The 16,971-nt window shown below is 34.8% G+C and carries 21 protein-coding genes; 11 read left to right on the forward strand and 10 right to left on the reverse strand.

All coding sequences use genetic code 11. The annotated features are described in order from the left end of the window. Nucleotides 1–79: 79 nt before the first annotated feature. Nucleotides 80–682 carry a hypothetical protein gene (locus tag DWQ18_03850; protein ID RDJ34348.1) on the reverse strand — a complete coding sequence of 201 codons (603 nt, stop codon included), beginning with the start codon at nucleotides 680–682 and terminating at the stop codon, nucleotides 80–82. A 144-nt stretch (nucleotides 683–826) separates the two neighbouring features. Between DWQ18_03850 and DWQ18_03855 the strand changes: the two genes are divergently transcribed. Both DWQ18_03855 and DWQ18_03860 read left to right on the forward strand, forming a co-directional pair. After that, nucleotides 827–1,051, forward strand: coding sequence for a hypothetical protein (locus DWQ18_03855; GenBank protein ID RDJ34045.1), 225 nt, complete (start codon nucleotides 827–829; stop codon nucleotides 1,049–1,051). A gap of 58 nt (nucleotides 1,052–1,109) precedes the next feature. Next, nucleotides 1,110–1,505, forward strand: a complete 396-nt coding sequence (locus DWQ18_03860; GenBank protein RDJ34046.1) for a hypothetical protein — start codon at nucleotides 1,110–1,112, stop codon at nucleotides 1,503–1,505. Here DWQ18_03860 and DWQ18_03865 read toward each other — a convergent pair. The 3 genes from DWQ18_03865 to DWQ18_03875 form a co-directional block, all read right to left on the reverse strand. Beyond that, nucleotides 1,502–1,708 carry a hypothetical protein gene (locus tag DWQ18_03865; protein ID RDJ34349.1) on the reverse strand — a complete coding sequence of 69 codons (207 nt, stop codon included), beginning with the start codon at nucleotides 1,706–1,708 and terminating at the stop codon, nucleotides 1,502–1,504. The two genes, DWQ18_03860 and DWQ18_03865, sit on opposite strands and share 4 nt — an antisense overlap. A gap of 349 nt (nucleotides 1,709–2,057) precedes the next feature. Beyond that, nucleotides 2,058–2,495, reverse strand: coding sequence for an Lrp/AsnC family transcriptional regulator (locus DWQ18_03870; GenBank protein ID RDJ34047.1), 438 nt, complete (start codon nucleotides 2,493–2,495; stop codon nucleotides 2,058–2,060). 79 nt (nucleotides 2,496–2,574) lie between these two features. Then, nucleotides 2,575–2,961 carry a response regulator gene (locus tag DWQ18_03875; GenBank protein ID RDJ34048.1) on the reverse strand — a complete coding sequence of 129 codons (387 nt, stop codon included), beginning with the start codon at nucleotides 2,959–2,961 and terminating at the stop codon, nucleotides 2,575–2,577. A 69-nt stretch (nucleotides 2,962–3,030) separates the two neighbouring features. On the opposite strand from DWQ18_03875, the gene DWQ18_03880 reads away from it, so the two are divergent. The 3 genes from DWQ18_03880 to DWQ18_03890 all read left to right on the forward strand — a co-directional run bounded on the left by DWQ18_03880 (nucleotide 3,031) and on the right by DWQ18_03890 (nucleotide 5,124). Next, nucleotides 3,031–3,258, forward strand: a complete 228-nt coding sequence (locus tag DWQ18_03880; GenBank protein RDJ34049.1) for a tetratricopeptide repeat protein — start codon at nucleotides 3,031–3,033, stop codon at nucleotides 3,256–3,258. Nucleotides 3,259–3,318: 60 nt separating this feature from the next. Continuing rightward, nucleotides 3,319–3,813, forward strand: a complete 495-nt coding sequence (locus tag DWQ18_03885) for a tetratricopeptide repeat protein (GenBank protein RDJ34350.1) — start codon at nucleotides 3,319–3,321, stop codon at nucleotides 3,811–3,813. Between the two features lie 213 nt (nucleotides 3,814–4,026). Next, a complete protein-coding gene (locus tag DWQ18_03890) occupies nucleotides 4,027–5,124 on the forward strand; it encodes a radical SAM protein (GenBank protein RDJ34050.1) in 1,098 nt (365 codons plus the stop codon). On the opposite strand, the gene DWQ18_03895 is transcribed toward DWQ18_03890, so the two are convergent. Genes DWQ18_03895 through DWQ18_03910 form a run of 4 tightly spaced genes read right to left on the reverse strand, consistent with a single transcriptional unit; the run spans nucleotide 5,121 to nucleotide 6,932 of the window. Next, nucleotides 5,121–5,429, reverse strand: a complete 309-nt coding sequence (locus DWQ18_03895) for a thiamine-binding protein (protein RDJ34051.1) — start codon at nucleotides 5,427–5,429, stop codon at nucleotides 5,121–5,123. The genes DWQ18_03890 and DWQ18_03895 overlap by 4 nt on opposite strands. Nucleotides 5,430–5,466: 37 nt before the next feature. Next, nucleotides 5,467–5,748: a hypothetical protein gene (locus tag DWQ18_03900; protein RDJ34052.1), complete on the reverse strand. Its 282-nt coding sequence runs from the start codon at nucleotides 5,746–5,748 to the stop codon at nucleotides 5,467–5,469. A 42-nt stretch (nucleotides 5,749–5,790) separates the two neighbouring features. Further along, nucleotides 5,791–6,081 carry a hypothetical protein gene (locus DWQ18_03905; protein ID RDJ34053.1) on the reverse strand — a complete coding sequence of 97 codons (291 nt, stop codon included), beginning with the start codon at nucleotides 6,079–6,081 and terminating at the stop codon, nucleotides 5,791–5,793. 26 nt (nucleotides 6,082–6,107) lie between these two features. Next, nucleotides 6,108–6,932: an ABC transporter substrate-binding protein gene (locus DWQ18_03910; protein ID RDJ34054.1), complete on the reverse strand. Its 825-nt coding sequence runs from the start codon at nucleotides 6,930–6,932 to the stop codon at nucleotides 6,108–6,110. A 277-nt stretch (nucleotides 6,933–7,209) separates the two neighbouring features. Here DWQ18_03910 and DWQ18_03915 point away from each other — a divergent pair, with 277 nt between their 5' ends. The 4 genes from DWQ18_03915 to DWQ18_03930 all read left to right on the forward strand — a co-directional run bounded on the left by DWQ18_03915 (nucleotide 7,210) and on the right by DWQ18_03930 (nucleotide 11,651). After that, on the forward strand, nucleotides 7,210–8,118 hold the full coding sequence (locus tag DWQ18_03915) for a sugar isomerase (GenBank protein RDJ34055.1): 909 nt from the start codon (nucleotides 7,210–7,212) through the stop codon (nucleotides 8,116–8,118). A gap of 46 nt (nucleotides 8,119–8,164) precedes the next feature. Further along, on the forward strand, nucleotides 8,165–10,357 hold the full coding sequence (locus DWQ18_03920) for an elongation factor EF-2 (protein RDJ34056.1): 2,193 nt from the start codon (nucleotides 8,165–8,167) through the stop codon (nucleotides 10,355–10,357). A gap of 67 nt (nucleotides 10,358–10,424) precedes the next feature. Continuing rightward, nucleotides 10,425–11,381 carry a DUF4145 domain-containing protein gene (locus tag DWQ18_03925; GenBank protein RDJ34057.1) on the forward strand — a complete coding sequence of 319 codons (957 nt, stop codon included), beginning with the start codon at nucleotides 10,425–10,427 and terminating at the stop codon, nucleotides 11,379–11,381. Between the two features lie 33 nt (nucleotides 11,382–11,414). Next, complete coding sequence (locus DWQ18_03930) at nucleotides 11,415–11,651, forward strand: hypothetical protein (protein ID RDJ34058.1); 237 nt, start codon at nucleotides 11,415–11,417, stop codon at nucleotides 11,649–11,651. Here DWQ18_03930 and DWQ18_03935 read toward each other — a convergent pair. Continuing rightward, nucleotides 11,648–12,553, reverse strand: coding sequence for a restriction endonuclease (locus DWQ18_03935; GenBank protein ID RDJ34059.1), 906 nt, complete (start codon nucleotides 12,551–12,553; stop codon nucleotides 11,648–11,650). The two genes, DWQ18_03930 and DWQ18_03935, sit on opposite strands and share 4 nt — an antisense overlap. Before the next feature lie 95 nt (nucleotides 12,554–12,648). Between DWQ18_03935 and DWQ18_03940 the strand changes: the two genes are divergently transcribed. After that, a complete protein-coding gene (locus DWQ18_03940; protein ID RDJ34060.1) occupies nucleotides 12,649–12,984 on the forward strand; it encodes a hypothetical protein in 336 nt (111 codons plus the stop codon). A 49-nt stretch (nucleotides 12,985–13,033) separates the two neighbouring features. On the opposite strand, the gene DWQ18_03945 is transcribed toward DWQ18_03940, so the two are convergent. Then, complete coding sequence (locus tag DWQ18_03945; GenBank protein ID RDJ34061.1) at nucleotides 13,034–14,854, reverse strand: hypothetical protein; 1,821 nt, start codon at nucleotides 14,852–14,854, stop codon at nucleotides 13,034–13,036. Between the two features lie 146 nt (nucleotides 14,855–15,000). On the opposite strand from DWQ18_03945, the gene DWQ18_03950 reads away from it, so the two are divergent. After that, entirely contained in the window at nucleotides 15,001–16,806 is a 1,806-nt protein-coding gene (locus tag DWQ18_03950; protein RDJ34062.1) for a hypothetical protein, read from the forward strand. The last annotated feature ends 165 nt before the right edge of the window (nucleotides 16,807–16,971 follow it).

A 16,971-nucleotide genomic window follows, 5' to 3' on the forward strand; every position in this document is an offset into this window, starting at 1 on the left:
CATTATCAAAGTATGATTCTGGTTTTTAAAGTTGTATCAGGGGATGATTCTCTTGAGATGAATTGAAACGATGTTTCAATCAATGATGAGAATTTTGAAATGACACATCTGGCTTTGTTTTAAATGCAAAACGATATCCTATCAAGATTGCAATCAATTCTAGGTACTCTACAAATGCTACTGTGTAAAAGTGAAGAATCCAGCCATCAAATGTGTCATTTAACACAGCAAACACTGCTGCAACCTGTGGAAATGCAAGAAATATTGCCATAAACAGGCCAATTATGCCATAAACCCACTCATGTGGTTGAATCTGCTCAGTCTGTTCTAGTAGTTCCTGTGGGTTTGAAAACTCTGCATGTTCTGTTTCTATTGAATTTTTGATATCAAGATATGTGGAGTTTCCTTGTTCAATTGCAAAGATTGTTCCACCCAATATGAGAAGAAAGAACACTGATTGTGCATAGACTAACTTTCCCTTTTTGCCATGCTGAATTTTATCAATCTGTCTTTGGAAAATTACTCCAAACTTTCCAAGTTTGTTCTTTCTGATGAGCACTATCATTAAAACTGAAATTGCTGAAATGATTCCAAACGAACCAAACCAGTCATCTGAAACATATTCTACAAAAACTAGTCTAACTGGAAGTAAAATACCTGTCATAACAGAAAATACGATCAATCCTTCAAGGAAATTCTGTTTGTCCAATAAGAAATTCTTTTAAAAAAATGTGATTTGAGGTGTAGCTTTACCAGTATGAACAACAATTGTTTGTCTATTCATGACACACGAATGAACTAATCCTCTTTGGCCGTCTCTTCTTTTATGAAAACAAAACAGGCTTTATCAATGAAGAAAAATACTCAAAATCTTTACAACGATATACTGTCTCTGCTTGACAAAGATGGTGTAACAAAAAAAGAGATCGTTGAGCAATTACAAGAAAAGCACAAAGTCGCTCCCTCTGAAATTCGAAATTCTATGAGACAAGTCAGAGCGGATTTTTTAAAGAAATTAAATGTCCTTCAATCAGGTGTGGTTAGAATCTAACCCTTTTTTCTTATTTTTACAGTAAGATTCAATACAATAGTTATTTTTTTTAAAACACATGCAATGTGAGAATATTTTGGAGTTAATCTCTGATAATGCCACATCATTAGATTTTTCACTTGATATCAATGAGCAAAAATTCAATCTAAGGAATGTCTCTATAAAAAAATCAACAACTCCTGTCAATTCTCCAACTCTGCGAGGTGGAGTTTACTTTTCTGATAAGATAGCATACAAGATGAAAGCAACAGTTGATGATACCAGTATAGTCTCAAAATTATCACAATTCATGCTAGGTCCTAATACTGATTATCATCCACTTGAAATCATGACTAGCATATCTGAAGATGGTGCAAAAAAAGCAGTCTCAATCAAGGCATACTTGACTAATTCAATGCAGAGCTCATCTCATGTTGAGCTAAATCTTATCGTTGTAAACTCTGAATATTCCTAGCTTAGATACTTGTCATACTGCTCTTTTTTGTCAGGATCTGATAATACCTCATAGGCCCTGTTTATCTCTGACATTTTATCCTCTGATGATTTGTCTTTTGTTCTATCTGGGTGCAATTCCTTTGCAAGCTGTCTAAACTTTGTCTTGATTTCATTTTGAGTTGCAGTCTTTGGAACTCCAAGCACCTCGTAAAAATTTGGCAGATTTGATTCTTCCAAGTCCTTTCTAAAGTTATCATCAAATTTCTTCTTTTTTGAAGTAAAGTCTTCATAGTCATCTGTCCAATCAGAATGATACTTTTCATAATCTCTATCCTTTTTAGAGCCTAGATTTTTTTTATCATACTCTAACTTTTTTCTAAAGATAATCTCCCTTGTGATGTAGAGTATAATCCCAGTTACCACAATAATTGATACCGAAAAGAGTATGATTAGCTCTGTCATGGTAAGGTCTGGTACATCATCTGTAGCGTTTGATTCCTGAGCAGATACACCTTGAATAAACATCAAGTATGCAAATCCAACCAGTAGAAATTTCTTCATGATGGTTTACCTATGTTAATCTAAAATCTTCTTTTACCGTATTGAGAACTACGTGTGTGATTGTGTTTTCTACATTTGGAATTGATGATAAACTCTTCACAAATGAGCTCAAATCACTTCTTCCCTTAAATTTTGCAATGATTAACGTATCTGTACTTCCAGTAATATCATACACTGCACAAACATTCTCAATTCCTGATAGTTTCTCTTCTACTTGGACTAACTTGTCTTTTTTTGCTACCACTTCTATAATCGCAGTAAGATGATATCCAAGCTGCTCATCATCTAGCCTTGCTGAATAACCTTTGATAATCTTCTGCTTTTCTAGCTTTTTTATTCGAGATAATACTGTAACAGTTGACATTCCAAGCTTTAGTGATAGTTGTCTTGCAGATAATCGTGCATCTACTAACAGATTCCTGAGAATCTTCTCATCAATCTCATCCATGATGTATGTTGAGTAATCAAGTAAAAATACATTTAGTTTTTTTTGATTTTTTTGAATGAATGTAAATCAATACTGAGATTTATTCAGTAATTGTCTTAACCAGTTTTGTCAATGAGAATGGTTTTTGCAGAAATTGAACTCTGTCTTTAAAGGAATCAGAATTTTTCTCTGCTGTTAATCCATATGCTGATGCAAAAACAATCTTTTGACTTGGTTTTGTCTTTAGAATCTCTTCAGCTGCCTGGGAACCTGTGACCTTTGGCATTGATTGATCTAAAATTACAACATCAAATGGATTTTTGTCTAATTGTTCAAACTCTTTTTTTCCAGCAGAGCTCTTGTATGTGTCAATACACTCCTGTCCATCTTTTGTGAGTACTACTTTGTGGCCATACTTTGATAGTATTCGCTCATACTGTAATGCAGTATACTGATTGTCTTCTGCAATGAGAATGTTTAGACTCATTATCTTACCTCTATATCATTGAGAGTTTAACACACGTATGTTTAAAATAAACAGACAGGGATTCTCTGTATGGTTACTATTGGTGAGCTGGTCCAAAAAGGAAAATCTCGTCTCCAAGATGGTGACTTTGAGGGTGCACTGGCTTTTTTTGATCAAGCGTTACTGCAAGACCAAACTAATCCTGATCTTTGGAATCTAAAAGGTGTCACTTTACGTAGTATGGGAAGATACGATGAGGCAGTAGAATGCTTTAACAAATCCCTCGAATTGGATCCTCGAGACAAACAAGCATCATAATTTTGTGTACTCTTAACCAAGGGTTAATGTATGAGATTTATCAAATGTTAATTGATTCTGTTGGGCAAAAGGGTTATGCAGCTATTAATGGAAGCATATGATTTGTGTGAAGATGGTAACTTTGATGAGGCCTTGAAAATTTATGACAAGGCACTAAATGAAGAACCAGAAAACATTCAAGCATTAATTGATAAAGCAGTTACACTACAAACCATGCAAAGATACAAGAGTGCACTAAAGGTTTACCAATCTGCACTCAAAATAGATTCCAAAAATACTGATCTTCTAGTTAACCTTGGTTCTTTACTGCATACGATGAAAAAATATGATGAGGCAATCTCATACTATGACAAGGCAATTCGAATCGATAAAAAATCTGCAATGGCACTAGCATACAAGGGCCTTTCACTAGGTGAGATGGGAAAACTCCAAGACGCAATATCATACTTTAAGAAAGCACTGGCAATTGACAAAGACTATGACCTGCCAAATATCAGTACAGAAATAGCTAAAGACTTGCTAAAATCAATAAAGAAAGAATCTAAAAAACAGTAACATCGCCTGGTGCTGGCTCGCGTTTTTGAGTCTGTTCATGAAACTCAAAGAATTCCTTATGTGCTGATTTTTGGTGCTTTTGCATCTCGTCAATACTTTTGAATTTTTCATGGCACAGGTAACATTTTGGATCTGCTTCATCAACTAGAGGAAGTACCATGATACTGTATATCCTCTCTCAAGTTATATATTTGCAGATTCGGTGAGGTGATTATGTTAGAGCAACTAATCGGTCAATCAAAGGCACTTGAGAAGGCAATAGCTGGAGAGGAATTATCCTTTGATGACGGAATGGAGCTGCTAAATTATGATAATCTTCACATGCTTGGCGCAGTAGCAGATATCACTCGAAAAAAACTAGTTGGCGATACTGTAACCTTTGCAGCATCATACTACATGAATTACACAAACGTTTGTGCTGCAAGCTGCCAGATGTGTGCCTTTTATCGTAAAGGTGACGAAGAAGATGCCTACACACTGACTCCTGAGCAAATTGAGCAAAGAGTTGGAATCGCAAAAAACATGGGCGCTACTGAAGTTCACATTGTTGGAGGATTTCATCCAAAATTACCACTTGACTATTACGAAGACATGATGCGAATTATCAAAAAGAATCATCCCGATTTGAATATCAAAGCATTTACTGCTGCAGAGATCTTCTATCTTTCAAAACTAACAAAAATTTCTACTAAAGAAATCTTATCTAGACTAAAAGATGCAGGTCTTGACTCTATGCCTGGTGGAGGAGCAGAACTATTTCATCCAGATATTAGACAAAAGATTGTTCGTGGAAAGTGTAGTGGACAAGAATGGCTAAACACCATCGAAGAAGCACATAATCTTGGGATTCAGAGCAACGTTACAATGCTGTATGGTCACATTGAAAAACCAGAACACATAGTTGATCATCTAATAAAAATTCGCGAACTGCAAAAAAAGACAAATGGATTTTTAACATTAATTCCATTAAAGTTTAGTCTTGATAATACTGAGCTAGAGCAAGAGAACCTTGTTACTCATGAATCATCATCAATCTATGATCTAAAAGTTATTGCATTGTCTCGATTGATGCTTGCAGGTGTGTTAAACAACATCTCTGTATACTGGGTTGCCTTTGGCAAAAAGCTAGCTCAAGTTGCACTATCAAATGGTGGAAGTGACTTGGTTGGAACAGCATTCTCTGAGGAGATTTATCGTGCTGCAGGAAAGCCTACTGATTCCTCAGTGTTAGAGCTTGCAAACATGGTAAAAGAGATTGGACGCGTTCCCGCTCAGAGAAACACTCACTTTAAAGTTCTAAAAAAATTCTAGGAACCTAACTGCTTTTTTATTGATTCCATCTTTTCTTCTAACTTTTGGTTTTTATCCATCCTTGAATCTACTTTGATGATTACTTCTACTCGATGTACTCCTAGGTTGTGAATTACTTCCATCATCATCTTTGCAGCATCATAAATTTTATCAATGCTAGTTGATTCCAGAATTGTACCCATGGGATTTACCTCGTATCGTACTCCTTCATAGTCTTTAATCACCTCGATTGCCTTTGCGATGTAAAAGCTTGCACTAGTTGTGTTGGTGCCAATCGGATACAGGCTAATTTCTGCATGAATCAATGAATGTAATTACTCTGTGTTTGATTAAAATCTTTGATTATTGTGCTGGCTTTTTTTCTGTCTTTTTAGCACTGCCTGGTCTCTTTCTTCTTGCACCAAAGCTAATCAGTACCAATAGAAATCCTACTCCAATTAAAATTCCTGCCAAAGTTGTAAAGTCTTGATTCTCTCTTTGTTTTAGTATTAGATCAATTGCTTCCTCATCTGACATTCCAGAAACTCCAACTGGCATTGATTCGTTTAGATAAAGTGTGAGAATGGTTCCAACTGCAATCATTGCAATTCCTCCAAGTAGAATTTTTCTATCGATTAGAACCATTTGTAATAATACTTGGCATTTTACCGTATTTAGAGTATTTTCCTAGAATCCTTCTGGTGGTCTTTGAACAAAAATGTTACAAACCAATCTGTCTGTCTTTTTGTCTCTGTACATTACATTACATGTGACAAACTTTCCTTTCAGTGCTCGCTCTAGATCTTCTTTTGTCTTTTCTTGGTACTGTGGCTCATCTGGATTATCGATCTTTGATATCTGAATTCTTTCTAGCACATCATACTGCTCCTTGTTGTCCTTGCGAAAATGTGTCACTGACATTTCAAAAATGTCGCCTGAGAGACAATTAATCACAGGACCTCCGATTCCGTCACCCATGTTGTATATTGGAAATTGGAGTATAATTATGGAGCTATTTTTAGCTCAAAGTCTGGCACAAGATTCTTTTCTTTTGCCATCTCAAAAAATGTTCTAATTGATTTTTCACCTGAATCACCCATGTTTACAGTTACATCATTTACGTACATCATTACAAATTTCTCAATCAAATCCTTTGATTTTCCTCTGCTATACTGCATGGCATACTCCATTGCATCATCAAGATTCTTCAATCCATATTCTATGGAATCCTGGAGATATCTATCAAACTTTGATATCAAATCAGTACCTAGTGATGTCTTCATTACATTGATTCCTAGTGGTACTGGCAATCCATTTGTGGTGTCATTCCACCACTCCCCTACATCAAAGAGCTTTTTGTTTCCCTCTTGCTCATAGGACAGCTGCGTTTCATGAATGACTAGTCCTGCATCCACCTTTCCATCACTGACTGCCTTTGGAATGTCACTAAAATTCATCTCGACATAGTCAAATTTTCCAATCATTAGTTGTAGTAGCAAAAATGCCGAAGTCATCTTTCCTGGAATTGCAATCTTTGAATCTTTTAGCTCATCAAGTGTCATGGATTTTTTTGCAGTAACAATTGGTCCGTATCCTATCCCAAAACTTCCCCCACTTCTTAGAATGGTATATCCTGGAATGTAGGCGCATGCATGAACAGAGACTGCAGTGACATCTAATACTGGATTTATCGCTTTTCTGTTTAGCTTTTCAATATCTTCAATGACATGCTTTACAGTAAAATCTGATGATTGAACCTTTCCTGTAAACATTCCATAAAACATGAATGCATCATCAGAATCAGGAGTATGTCCAACTGAAATTTCCACAGTCTAGCTCAAAAACTTGGATATAAAAATCAAAGTCACAAAGAATCTGTGTTCTTTTTTGAACATACTAGTTTACTTATGATTTTACTTGTTTGATTATTCCATGGTAATTACAACCCATATGGCAGACAAAATCAGAGAAGCATCAAAGAGACTACCTCATCTAAACACAAAAGAGCTCAACAAAATATCCGATCATCTAGAAAAATCTCATCTAGAAATTATAGAAAATTAGAGAACACTCAAAATAATAATTGGGGTACAATACAACATTTTAGTGCAAACTATAGAGGCATATGAAAAAGACATCAACCTTCAGGTAGAGTGTTTGGGAAAATTCAAACCATGTAGTGTCATCCCAAGGAACAAACAATCAAAAACAATCTTTTGTGGCAGTGGTGATTCCCTTGCAGCATCCATGCTTGCTGAAGCATTCTCTGAATTTCGTGTGCGTGCCATGGACCCACTAGACCTGCTAAAGAATCCTACTATCCCAAGAAATAATGATGTCTGTATAGTATCAATATCTGGCAGAACAATATCTAATATCCGGGTGGCAAAGCTTGCAAAGCACTCCATTGGAATAACTGCAAACCCTCAAAACAAACTTGGCAAAACAGTTTCACGAATCATTCCATTAAAGTTTCCAAACAATGATGTCTTTACTGCAGGAAGTATCAGCTATTTAGAATCTGCATTAATGTGTATCTCTTTGGTGAATCATTTTAAAATTAAAGATTCTAAGAAAATTTTTCAGAGTGCAAAAAGACAGGCACAAAGAATTAGTCTTGGAAAGAGGGTCTTCTTTTTAGGAAATCTGTTAACATATCCTTCTGCAATGTATGCTGCTGCAAAACTCTATGAAATTTTGGGATATGACGCATACTATGAAAGAATTGAGCAGTTCTCACACATGGAGTTATTCTCATGTGTTCCTGGCGATACCATTGTAATCTTTGAGAAAAAAAATCCACACAATTCTAATCTTGCAAAACAACTCAAAAAAATAGGATTAAACGTTATTCATCCTGATCCGCCAAGTGCTAATAAAATTTCACAATTTCTTTTTTACACCTTTTTTTCTCAGCTTGTTCCATTAAACTTGGCAAAGAAAAAAGGCCAAAAAGATTGTCATTTTGTTACATCAAAAAAACTACGTAATGCAAGTGATAAGATGATCTACTGATATTTCTTCATAAGATTTAATACCTCAAGACCAAGGATTTGCGAATATGGCAAAGTACAAGTCAACTGAGCAGGTCTTAAAGATCATCAAAAATAAGGAGCAGATCCGAAACTTTGGTGTCATTGCTCACGTAGACCACGGAAAGACAACAATGAGTGATAGCCTTTTAGCTCACTCTGGAATTATTGCACCCTCTGCAGCAGGAACTGCACTTGCAATGGACTTTGATAAAGAAGAGCAAGAGAGAGGAATTACAATTTACCAAGCAAATGTAACATTACACTATACCCACAAAGGAACTGAATACGTCATTAACATGATTGATACTCCAGGTCACGTAGACTTTAGTGGTAGAGTAGTTAGAAGCCTTCGAGCAATTGACGGTGCAGTAGTAGTATGTGATGCAGTAGAGGGAATCATGACTCAAACTGAGACCGTAACTAGAATGGCACTTGAGGAAAGAGTAAAACCAGTTTTGTTTATCAACAAAGTAGACAGGCTCATCAAGGAATTGAGATTAACTCCTGAAAAGATGCAAGAGACTCTTGCAAATGTAGTATCTAACTTTAATGACCTAATTGACACCTATGCAGAACCTGATTACAAAGACAAGTGGAAGGTAAAGATTCAGGAGGCTAGTGTAACATTTGGCTCTGCAAAAGACAAGTGGGCAATCAACGTTGATGTTATGAAGGAAAAAGGAATCACATTCAAAGATGTAATTGATGCTTATCAAAATGGTAAAGTAGATGAACTAGTAGCAAAAGCGCCACTAGCTGAGGCAGTACTTGGAATGGTTGTAAAACATCATCCACCACCACATGAAGCACAAAGATACAGAATTCCAAAAATTTGGAAGGGTGATTTGGATTCAGATATTGGAAAGGCTTTGCTTGCATGCAAAGATGATGGTCCAACTATCATGATGGTAGTAAACATGGTACTTGACAAGGCAGCAGGACCTGTGGCAGTAGGTAGATTATTCTCTGGAACCATAAAAGATGGCCAAACAATTAACATCATTGATGCAAAACGTGAAGGAAGAATTCAATCAGTAAACTTTTTCATGGGAAACCAAAGGGAACAGGTAGGTGAGCTTGGTGCAGGAAACATTCCAGCACTAATGGGACTAATTGAAGCTCGTTCTGGTAATACCATATCCTCTGTTAGCGGAATCAAAATGTTTGAAGGTGTAAGCTATGTATCTGAACCAGTAGTTCAGGTTGCAGTTGAGCCAAAGCATCCAAAGGACTTACCAAAACTTGTTGAGGTGTTACGTCAACTAACCATTGAGGATCCAAACCTTGTTGTAAAAATTGATGAAGAAAGCGGTGAGACTATCATTGCTGGAATGGGTGTACTGCACCTTGATGTTGCAACTCATCGTATTCAGGATACCAAAATTGAAATTATTACATCAGAACCCTTGATCAACTATAGAGAGACTGTCAAGGGCGCATGTGAGCCTATCATGTCAAAATCACCAAACAGACACAACAAGATTTTCATGAAAGTTGAGCCACTGGAGCCAAAGATTGGTGACATGTTACGTTCTGGCCAAATTGGTGAGATGAAAGACAAAAAGGAGATGGCAGATTTGCTCAAAGCCCAAGGGTGGGACACTGATACTATCAAGAGAATTATGAAATTAGATTCACGTGGAAACGTTATGATTAATGGAACAAAAGGTGTCCAGTTTGTTGGCGAATCAACTGACTCTATTAACTCTGGATTTGAAGAAGTAATGAAAGAAGGTCCACTCTGTAAAGAGCAGATGAGGGACTGTAAATTCACATTTACTCACTTTGTTCCACACGAGGACACTGCACACAGAGGTCTATCACAACTAGGACCTGCTTCACGTCGTGCATGCATGGGTGCACTACTCACTGCAGGAACTTCACTATTAGAGCCAATTTTAGCTATAGAAGTTAGAGTGCCAACTGACATGGTTGGAAACGTAGCAACTGTTCTTTCTGGAAAGAGGGGCAAAGTACTTGACATGTCACAAAAAGGCGCACTAAGTATTGTAACTGGTGAGATTCCAGCATCAGAGACCTTTACACTATCAGAAGAGATGAGAGGACAAACTGCTGGAAAAGCAATGTGGAACTCTCACTTTAAGATGTGGGCTGAGGTTCCAAAATCTAGATTATCTGAAGCAATAGTTGAGATTCGAAAGAGAAAGGGACTGGCACCCGACCCACCAACTGTTGATGAGTTTATCGATAAAGAGTAAAAAGAGAACGACCCCCTCTTAGGCATAATTTTACGACGCATCTAGAACTAACGGACGTTATGATTTGTTGGAGAATGGTTATTTTGTTGTAAATTATGTAAAATTGATGAACGTTGATAACAACTGTGTTACTGGATTTGGGATATTTTTTTACCCATTTGTATTCATAAATGATAAACCCGGTATTTTACCTAGGGCCCCACCAAAAAAATCAGGCCGGTCATATAGAAACATCGTGATAAAGAGAAAATTCAAGGATCATGTTACACTGGTAACTGATGATGGGTTTGTAGCCGTAATTTCAGACGATAAAAAAAAGACATTAAATTATATCAACTTGATTTTTGCCACATCAATATTACACAGCATACATTATGCCAAACAGGCAACTTCTCCTGATCTTGGACATGTTATTTTTCATAAAAATCTAAATCAAATTGAGTTTAATGCCTTAAAATTAACTGAAAGAAACTACATTGCCTTAGATAGAGATGAAGGAGGACGTTATGGTCGAATAGCTCATGCTTTTCCAAGGAATTGGATTTCTATTGAGCGAATGAATTTTGTTCTAAATCGTGCTAATAAATATAAAAAAAATACAAAATTAGTAAACCGCCTCATATTGTTGGCTGAGGGTTGGAGTCACATATACGAATTATCCCCTTCTGCAGGTTTCATGTTCTGTTGGGTTTTCATAGAAAATTTTATTGATGAATTTTGGAAAAAACATATTGCAACTCTTTCTCGTACAAAAGTTGAAACAGATGCATTAGCAGGATTTGTCTCATGGACGGCATACAATAAAATCGAAGTATTATCTCAAGTTGGAAAAATACCTGATTCTTCTAGAAAAGTTATCGATGAAATGAGAAAAAAGCGAAATTCATTTGTTCATGATTGGAAGCAGATAACTCAAAAAGATGCAGTTCGATGTTTTGGAATTGCAGCGTATATTCTTCTAAATCAATTTGAAAGAAAAAACCCATTTTCAGATTTAGAGAGAATTAATCAGATACCTGATTAAGAATAAGATTAACTTATGTAAGAATTTATCATAATGACAAAAGCAAAAGCAATCAAAATCCTACAAGAGTATTCAGACCACCTAGAACGCTCATTTATCAGATGGAATGAAAATCCCTTTGAATATACTGACCCCACTCTAAAGGACATTAATCAAACTCTGGGTAAAATACTAGAAAGAGACTATCTGTTAATCAAAGCAGTTCTAAAAGAGTTACAACCATCTACAAAAAAGAGAAAAGTAAAAAATTCTATTCCAAAAAAGAATTAACTCTCAAAATAATCTTCATCTATTTTTTTAAGACTATATGTTTCTGCAGTTTGTACACCAACATCATAGTCAATCATGTATTGTGTTAGTTGGTCTCCATTAATCAGGACAATCTTTGCATCTGGTGTCTTTACATATTCATAGGCATCTGATGAAAAATCAGATGTTGTAATGAAAATTCCTTTTTTAGATTTTTTCCCTAAGAGTGCGCCTCCGAAATCTCTTACTTGGTGTATTGGAACAGTATTCTTCCAGCGTTTTGCTTGAAAATAAATTTCATCCAAACCCAATTTGTCTTCTTTAATTACTCCATCAATTCCTCCATCCCCTGTTCTTCCTAGTACCTTGTGATCGATTCCATAACCCATCTTTCTTATCAATTCTAAAACTAGTCTTTCAAAAAACTGTGGAGAGTTATTCTCTAATCTATCCAGTAATTCTTTTTGTAAATTTGCTCTAAGTTCTTGATATCCTTCTATGATTAGATCCTCTGGTGTATATCCTGCAAAATTTTCTCCATATTGGACCATGGGCCTTTCAATTTCAGGTGACTTCTTTTTAGAGTAAAATTCAACAAAGGGCTGAAACTGCATCAAAAATTTAATATCAATTCGTTGAGGGTTTGTTTTTGCAACTTCTATGCCTTGAGAGGTAATTTTTGTATGTCCTCGTCTTGGATCTTCAAGTAGTCCTGCTTTTTTCAGATAAAATCTAGCCCATCGCATTCTATTTTGAAAGATTGTTTCATGTGAACTACTTGGTTTTAGTTGATTTCGTTCTTCTTCAGATAAATCAAAGTGCTGAATTAGTTTATTTTCAATATCTGTCATTGCATATTCTTTACCATCTTTTACAGTATTCAGTAATGGGGCCATTATGGTTTCAAAATCAGGAATATCCATGTATGAAAAATAAGGTTTGAGGATAAATCTATTTTTGCTATAATCTTAGCCTGCTTTTGGAAAATCTTATTTTCATACCTTCCTAGGATAGAATTATGGGATATGGACGCAAACCTAGACGACATTCTAATCGGGATTATCGTAAAGGACGTGCAAAGCCAAAACTAGCAGTAATTGGAGCCATAGTACTAGGAATTGGAATTTTGGTAATGTTGTATGGTTCAAGTTTTGTAGACTTTGAGAAACGTATGCTAATTGGAGTTGCTACCATTCCTACGGGAGTAATCATGTTGTTACTTAGTATGAGAAAAAAGGATCAAATCAGATTTGCAAAAGGAATGGAGAGAGCATCAGATGTATTCAAAGATGATTGCCAGTGTTGTAAATGTCAGAATTGTGGGAGAGACCACAATCATTGGGTACATGACTGAAAAAATAATTACATTTTCTAAAAATTCAAAATTAATTGATTTTTTGTATCTATTGCTCGTCGCTGTGTGCACCCTCATTAATGATACGCTGAAGATCCCTATCTAGTAATTTTTGATTTTCGTTTATGCTTCGAAGGGTTCCCGTTAAACCATCAGTTGTCCACACGTAATCTTGTTCCATTGAAAAGAACAAAGACGAATAATTCTTACAAAGATTTACTAAATTAACTCCTAGAACCGGATCATCAAAATCATTCTCAATTTTTGAAACGAATCTGGTAATGTTTTGAGCGAAAAATGTTATTGAATCCCCATTATTTTTTGAATTCCTAATAATATCGGCTTTTAGTTTTGGATTTGGATTTTTCTGATAATCTTTTATCCACATTTCCAGAGCATCGTATCTCTGTTTAATGCTAGATAGATCTTCGTAGATTAAATTTCCAAAACGTGTTTTACGTTTCTTAATACGTTGGTTTTCTTCCTGAATGAATCCTCGTACTTCTTTTATCAGATTCTGTTGGTTTTTCTCTATTGTCTTAATTTCAGCGACGGCATCTTTGGTATTAGTGATCAAAGTGTTTGTTTTATTTGCTAATTTTGTAATCTCTATTTGCTGTCTTGCAATTTTTGTGTTTTTAGAATCATCTAAAATTTTAATTGTCATTGCAATCATTACGCCTATTGCAATTTCTACTATCATTGTGCCCCAATTACTTAAATCAGTACTTTCAGAAAAATCCCAGCCGGGTTGGATTATGGGAATAATAAGAACAGATAAGGAAATCACCGCAAAGCCTGAATAAACTACCATGAAAATTTTTGAAGTGATTATTTTTTTCCCTAGCTTATCTTTTTTTGTGGGATCTTTTTCAACTGCTTCTTTACGTTCGTCTTCTACGGTTTTACGATAATTAAAAAATATTGTGATACTAACAGTTGAAATTATTGCGACTAAAAGTAGACTAATAGCTGCATATAGTTGAAACATTTGAATGTCATTTATCTTGTCTTGAACATATTCAGCACCGTTTTTTACAGATAAATTTTCTGGATCTTGTTTTAGTACGTCATTGTAAAAACCCAGAGATTTTCTATAGTACTCAATATCGTTGCTTTCATCCCCTTTATCTGAATACACTTTACCTAAATTCTTTAAAACACCTACGTTGTTTGGATCTTTTTGAAATCCTTGCAACAAATATTTTTCAGCATTTTCAAAATCTCGTTCCAATCCGTATGAAATCCCTAGTTGTGTAAAATACTTGATATCAGTATTATCTGAGACCGTGATTTTTTCTAAAAATGATCTGGCTTCTATTGGTCTGTTTTTATCATTAAGCAACTTAGCAGTAGTTAAGAAAAGATTGTCAATGTTATTGCCTTTTTTTATGAGAGCATTAGCTTCACGTAAAACCTCTTCTGGGTCATCACCTGCCATAACGCGGGCAGACAATAAATTGGAATGAGCAACAATATTATCTGGATCCAAATTATGAGCTATTGCAGACTGTATTTTTGCAGCCGCATAATCACCATGAACAAAGTGGAGTGCTGCTAGATTTCCTATCAATACAGAATCATTAGGAAAATCCAGAACAGCTTTCACCAAGCAGTCTTCTGCATCGTCTAATTGCTTTAATTCTAACAGATATGCGCATTCATTGGTTCTCTCCTCTTTGTGAAGTGGATTATCATTCAACAACTGTCTCGTATGATTTAATGCAATTTCAATTTCTTCAGACGAACCTGTCAGAATATCTGAGGTGTATTCTGAATAATCTTCAGAATACTGGGAATAAACTACTGAAAACGGAGATAACGAAAAAACGACTAGAATGAACATCACATAACATAGTATTATTTTCATATTTTTTTCAACATGTAGTTAAATTTAAACCGCTTTACTATCTTTTGGAAAAGATACGAATAATATATTGATATTATTTTCAAAAATTAATTGTATCGGTAAAGCATTACAGAAAAATATAATATTTTCACAACATCTTGTAATTCATGAATTTAGTATCTATTAAGATTTCAAATATGCTGAGTTTTGAATATCATGAAAATATTGACGAATGTGAGGAAATTAAATTCAAAGATGGTATAAACACACTAATTGCGCCAAATGGATCAGGAAAAAGTAATTTTCTTGAAATTGTGAACAAGTTTATCAATTATGGGCTAATTCAGCAAGCTAGTTATTCTGAAGCAAGTATTCAAAGCTATAAAATTAAGGGTGGACCACCCGATTTTACAAATACTATTCAACTGGAAGATCTAGAAGTTAGAATCGCAAAGAATCGATATGCAACTTCAGATGCACAAAAGATTAAGGCAACAATAGGATTAAGCAATAGCGATAAAGATAATCTTCGGTTTATTCATCAACATGCTTCAGAAATAAATTCACTTTGTGAAAAATACTGTAAAAAATTTCCTACTTTCCCAAATATTTCTGAGCAAGAGCTAATGCAGATTGATTCTATTACGGTAGAATTTGAATCATCTAATCCTCCACGCAAATTATCTATTACATCGAGACATAACGGAGCAGAACTTTTTGTTCTTTTCTATATCCAGTTCTTTAGTTTACTACAAAATCTAATTCATATTGCAAACAGAGAAGAGGCAAAAGGATGGACTCTTTTCAAAAATACATTCGCACTACTGAATAGCCAAAGAAATTACAATCAAATCGAGTCCATCTTTAAAGTTGGAGGAGATGAATCTAGTGAAATTAACAGTGCAAAATTAGCTCTTAGCAGAGCAAACCTTCTGGAGTCAGAACAGCAAGAACCATACATCTTCATGTATGTAAGAAAGAGATTAGGTTTTGCCTTTCACCACATGTTAGAAGAAATCGGCAGTAAACAATTTACTGAATCAGGAACCGATCCTATAGATGCATTCGATGATGAGTTATTTGTAAAAATCAATACGCTTTTGAAAAAGACTTTGGGAATGAGACTGCATATTAAAAAAACAAGCCCAAACAGCTTAGATTATGTTTTTTCTTATCGATATTTCGATACAGGCCAACAAGTATCAGTTCAAGAATTAAGTTCAGGTGAAAGAGGATTGATCCATTTTATTTTTAGTATTTTTGGAAATGATCTTGAAAATGGGCAAATGATATTAGATGAACCGGAAATTCACTTACACCCACAATTACAGGAAACTTGTCTTGAGATTATGTTAGAATCTGCCAAATTACAAACTATGCAATTCATCATTGCGACACATTCACCAGTGTTTGTAAATTCTAAAACTATAATGGGCGTTCAGCGATTTTATAAAAAAGATGAGAAATTTACTAAAACTATCTTACCTCAACTGACTAATGATAACCATGATCTTGTAAGGTACTTGGATTTTACACGAGCTACAAAAATTCTGTTTAATACTAAGGTGGTACTAGTGGAAGGAGATTCGGATGAATACTGTTACAAATTTTTATTTGAAAAATTTAGAGAAAGTAAATCCAATTTGAAAAAAATTGAGTTTATTCACATTATTGGGAAAAACTACTACAGTAAATGGAAGTTATTTTTTGATAGCTGGAAAATAAAATGTTATTTCATTAGAGATAATGATAATTTTGGGGGAAGCGTGGTAGATATAGAAACAAAATACACTTCTGGTATTTTTATCTTAAAACAAGGTGATTTGGAAACTTACATTGGAAATGAAAAAAACAATAAACTAGAAAATGCCATAGATTTTTGCCAAAATCGATACAACGACTGGTTAGATGATTCTGAATACGAAGATAAAAGGGAGGAAATCAAAACAATAATGGAAAAAATAATGTCGTAATTAAATAAAAATTTTCTAAATTTTCATCAAATGCAAATTCAATTATCATAATTTTTGTGAGTGGTATCTTTGAATGTTCATTTTTTATTAATTAAATTCCAAATTTGTATTCATAGTATTCTCATCAAATTCTTCACTGAGGAATAATGATGTTGAGATTCTTGT

The organism is Thermoproteota archaeon (assembly GCA_003352285.1).
In the GTDB taxonomy this organism is placed as follows: Archaea; Thermoproteota; Nitrososphaeria; order Nitrososphaerales; family Nitrosopumilaceae; genus PXYB01.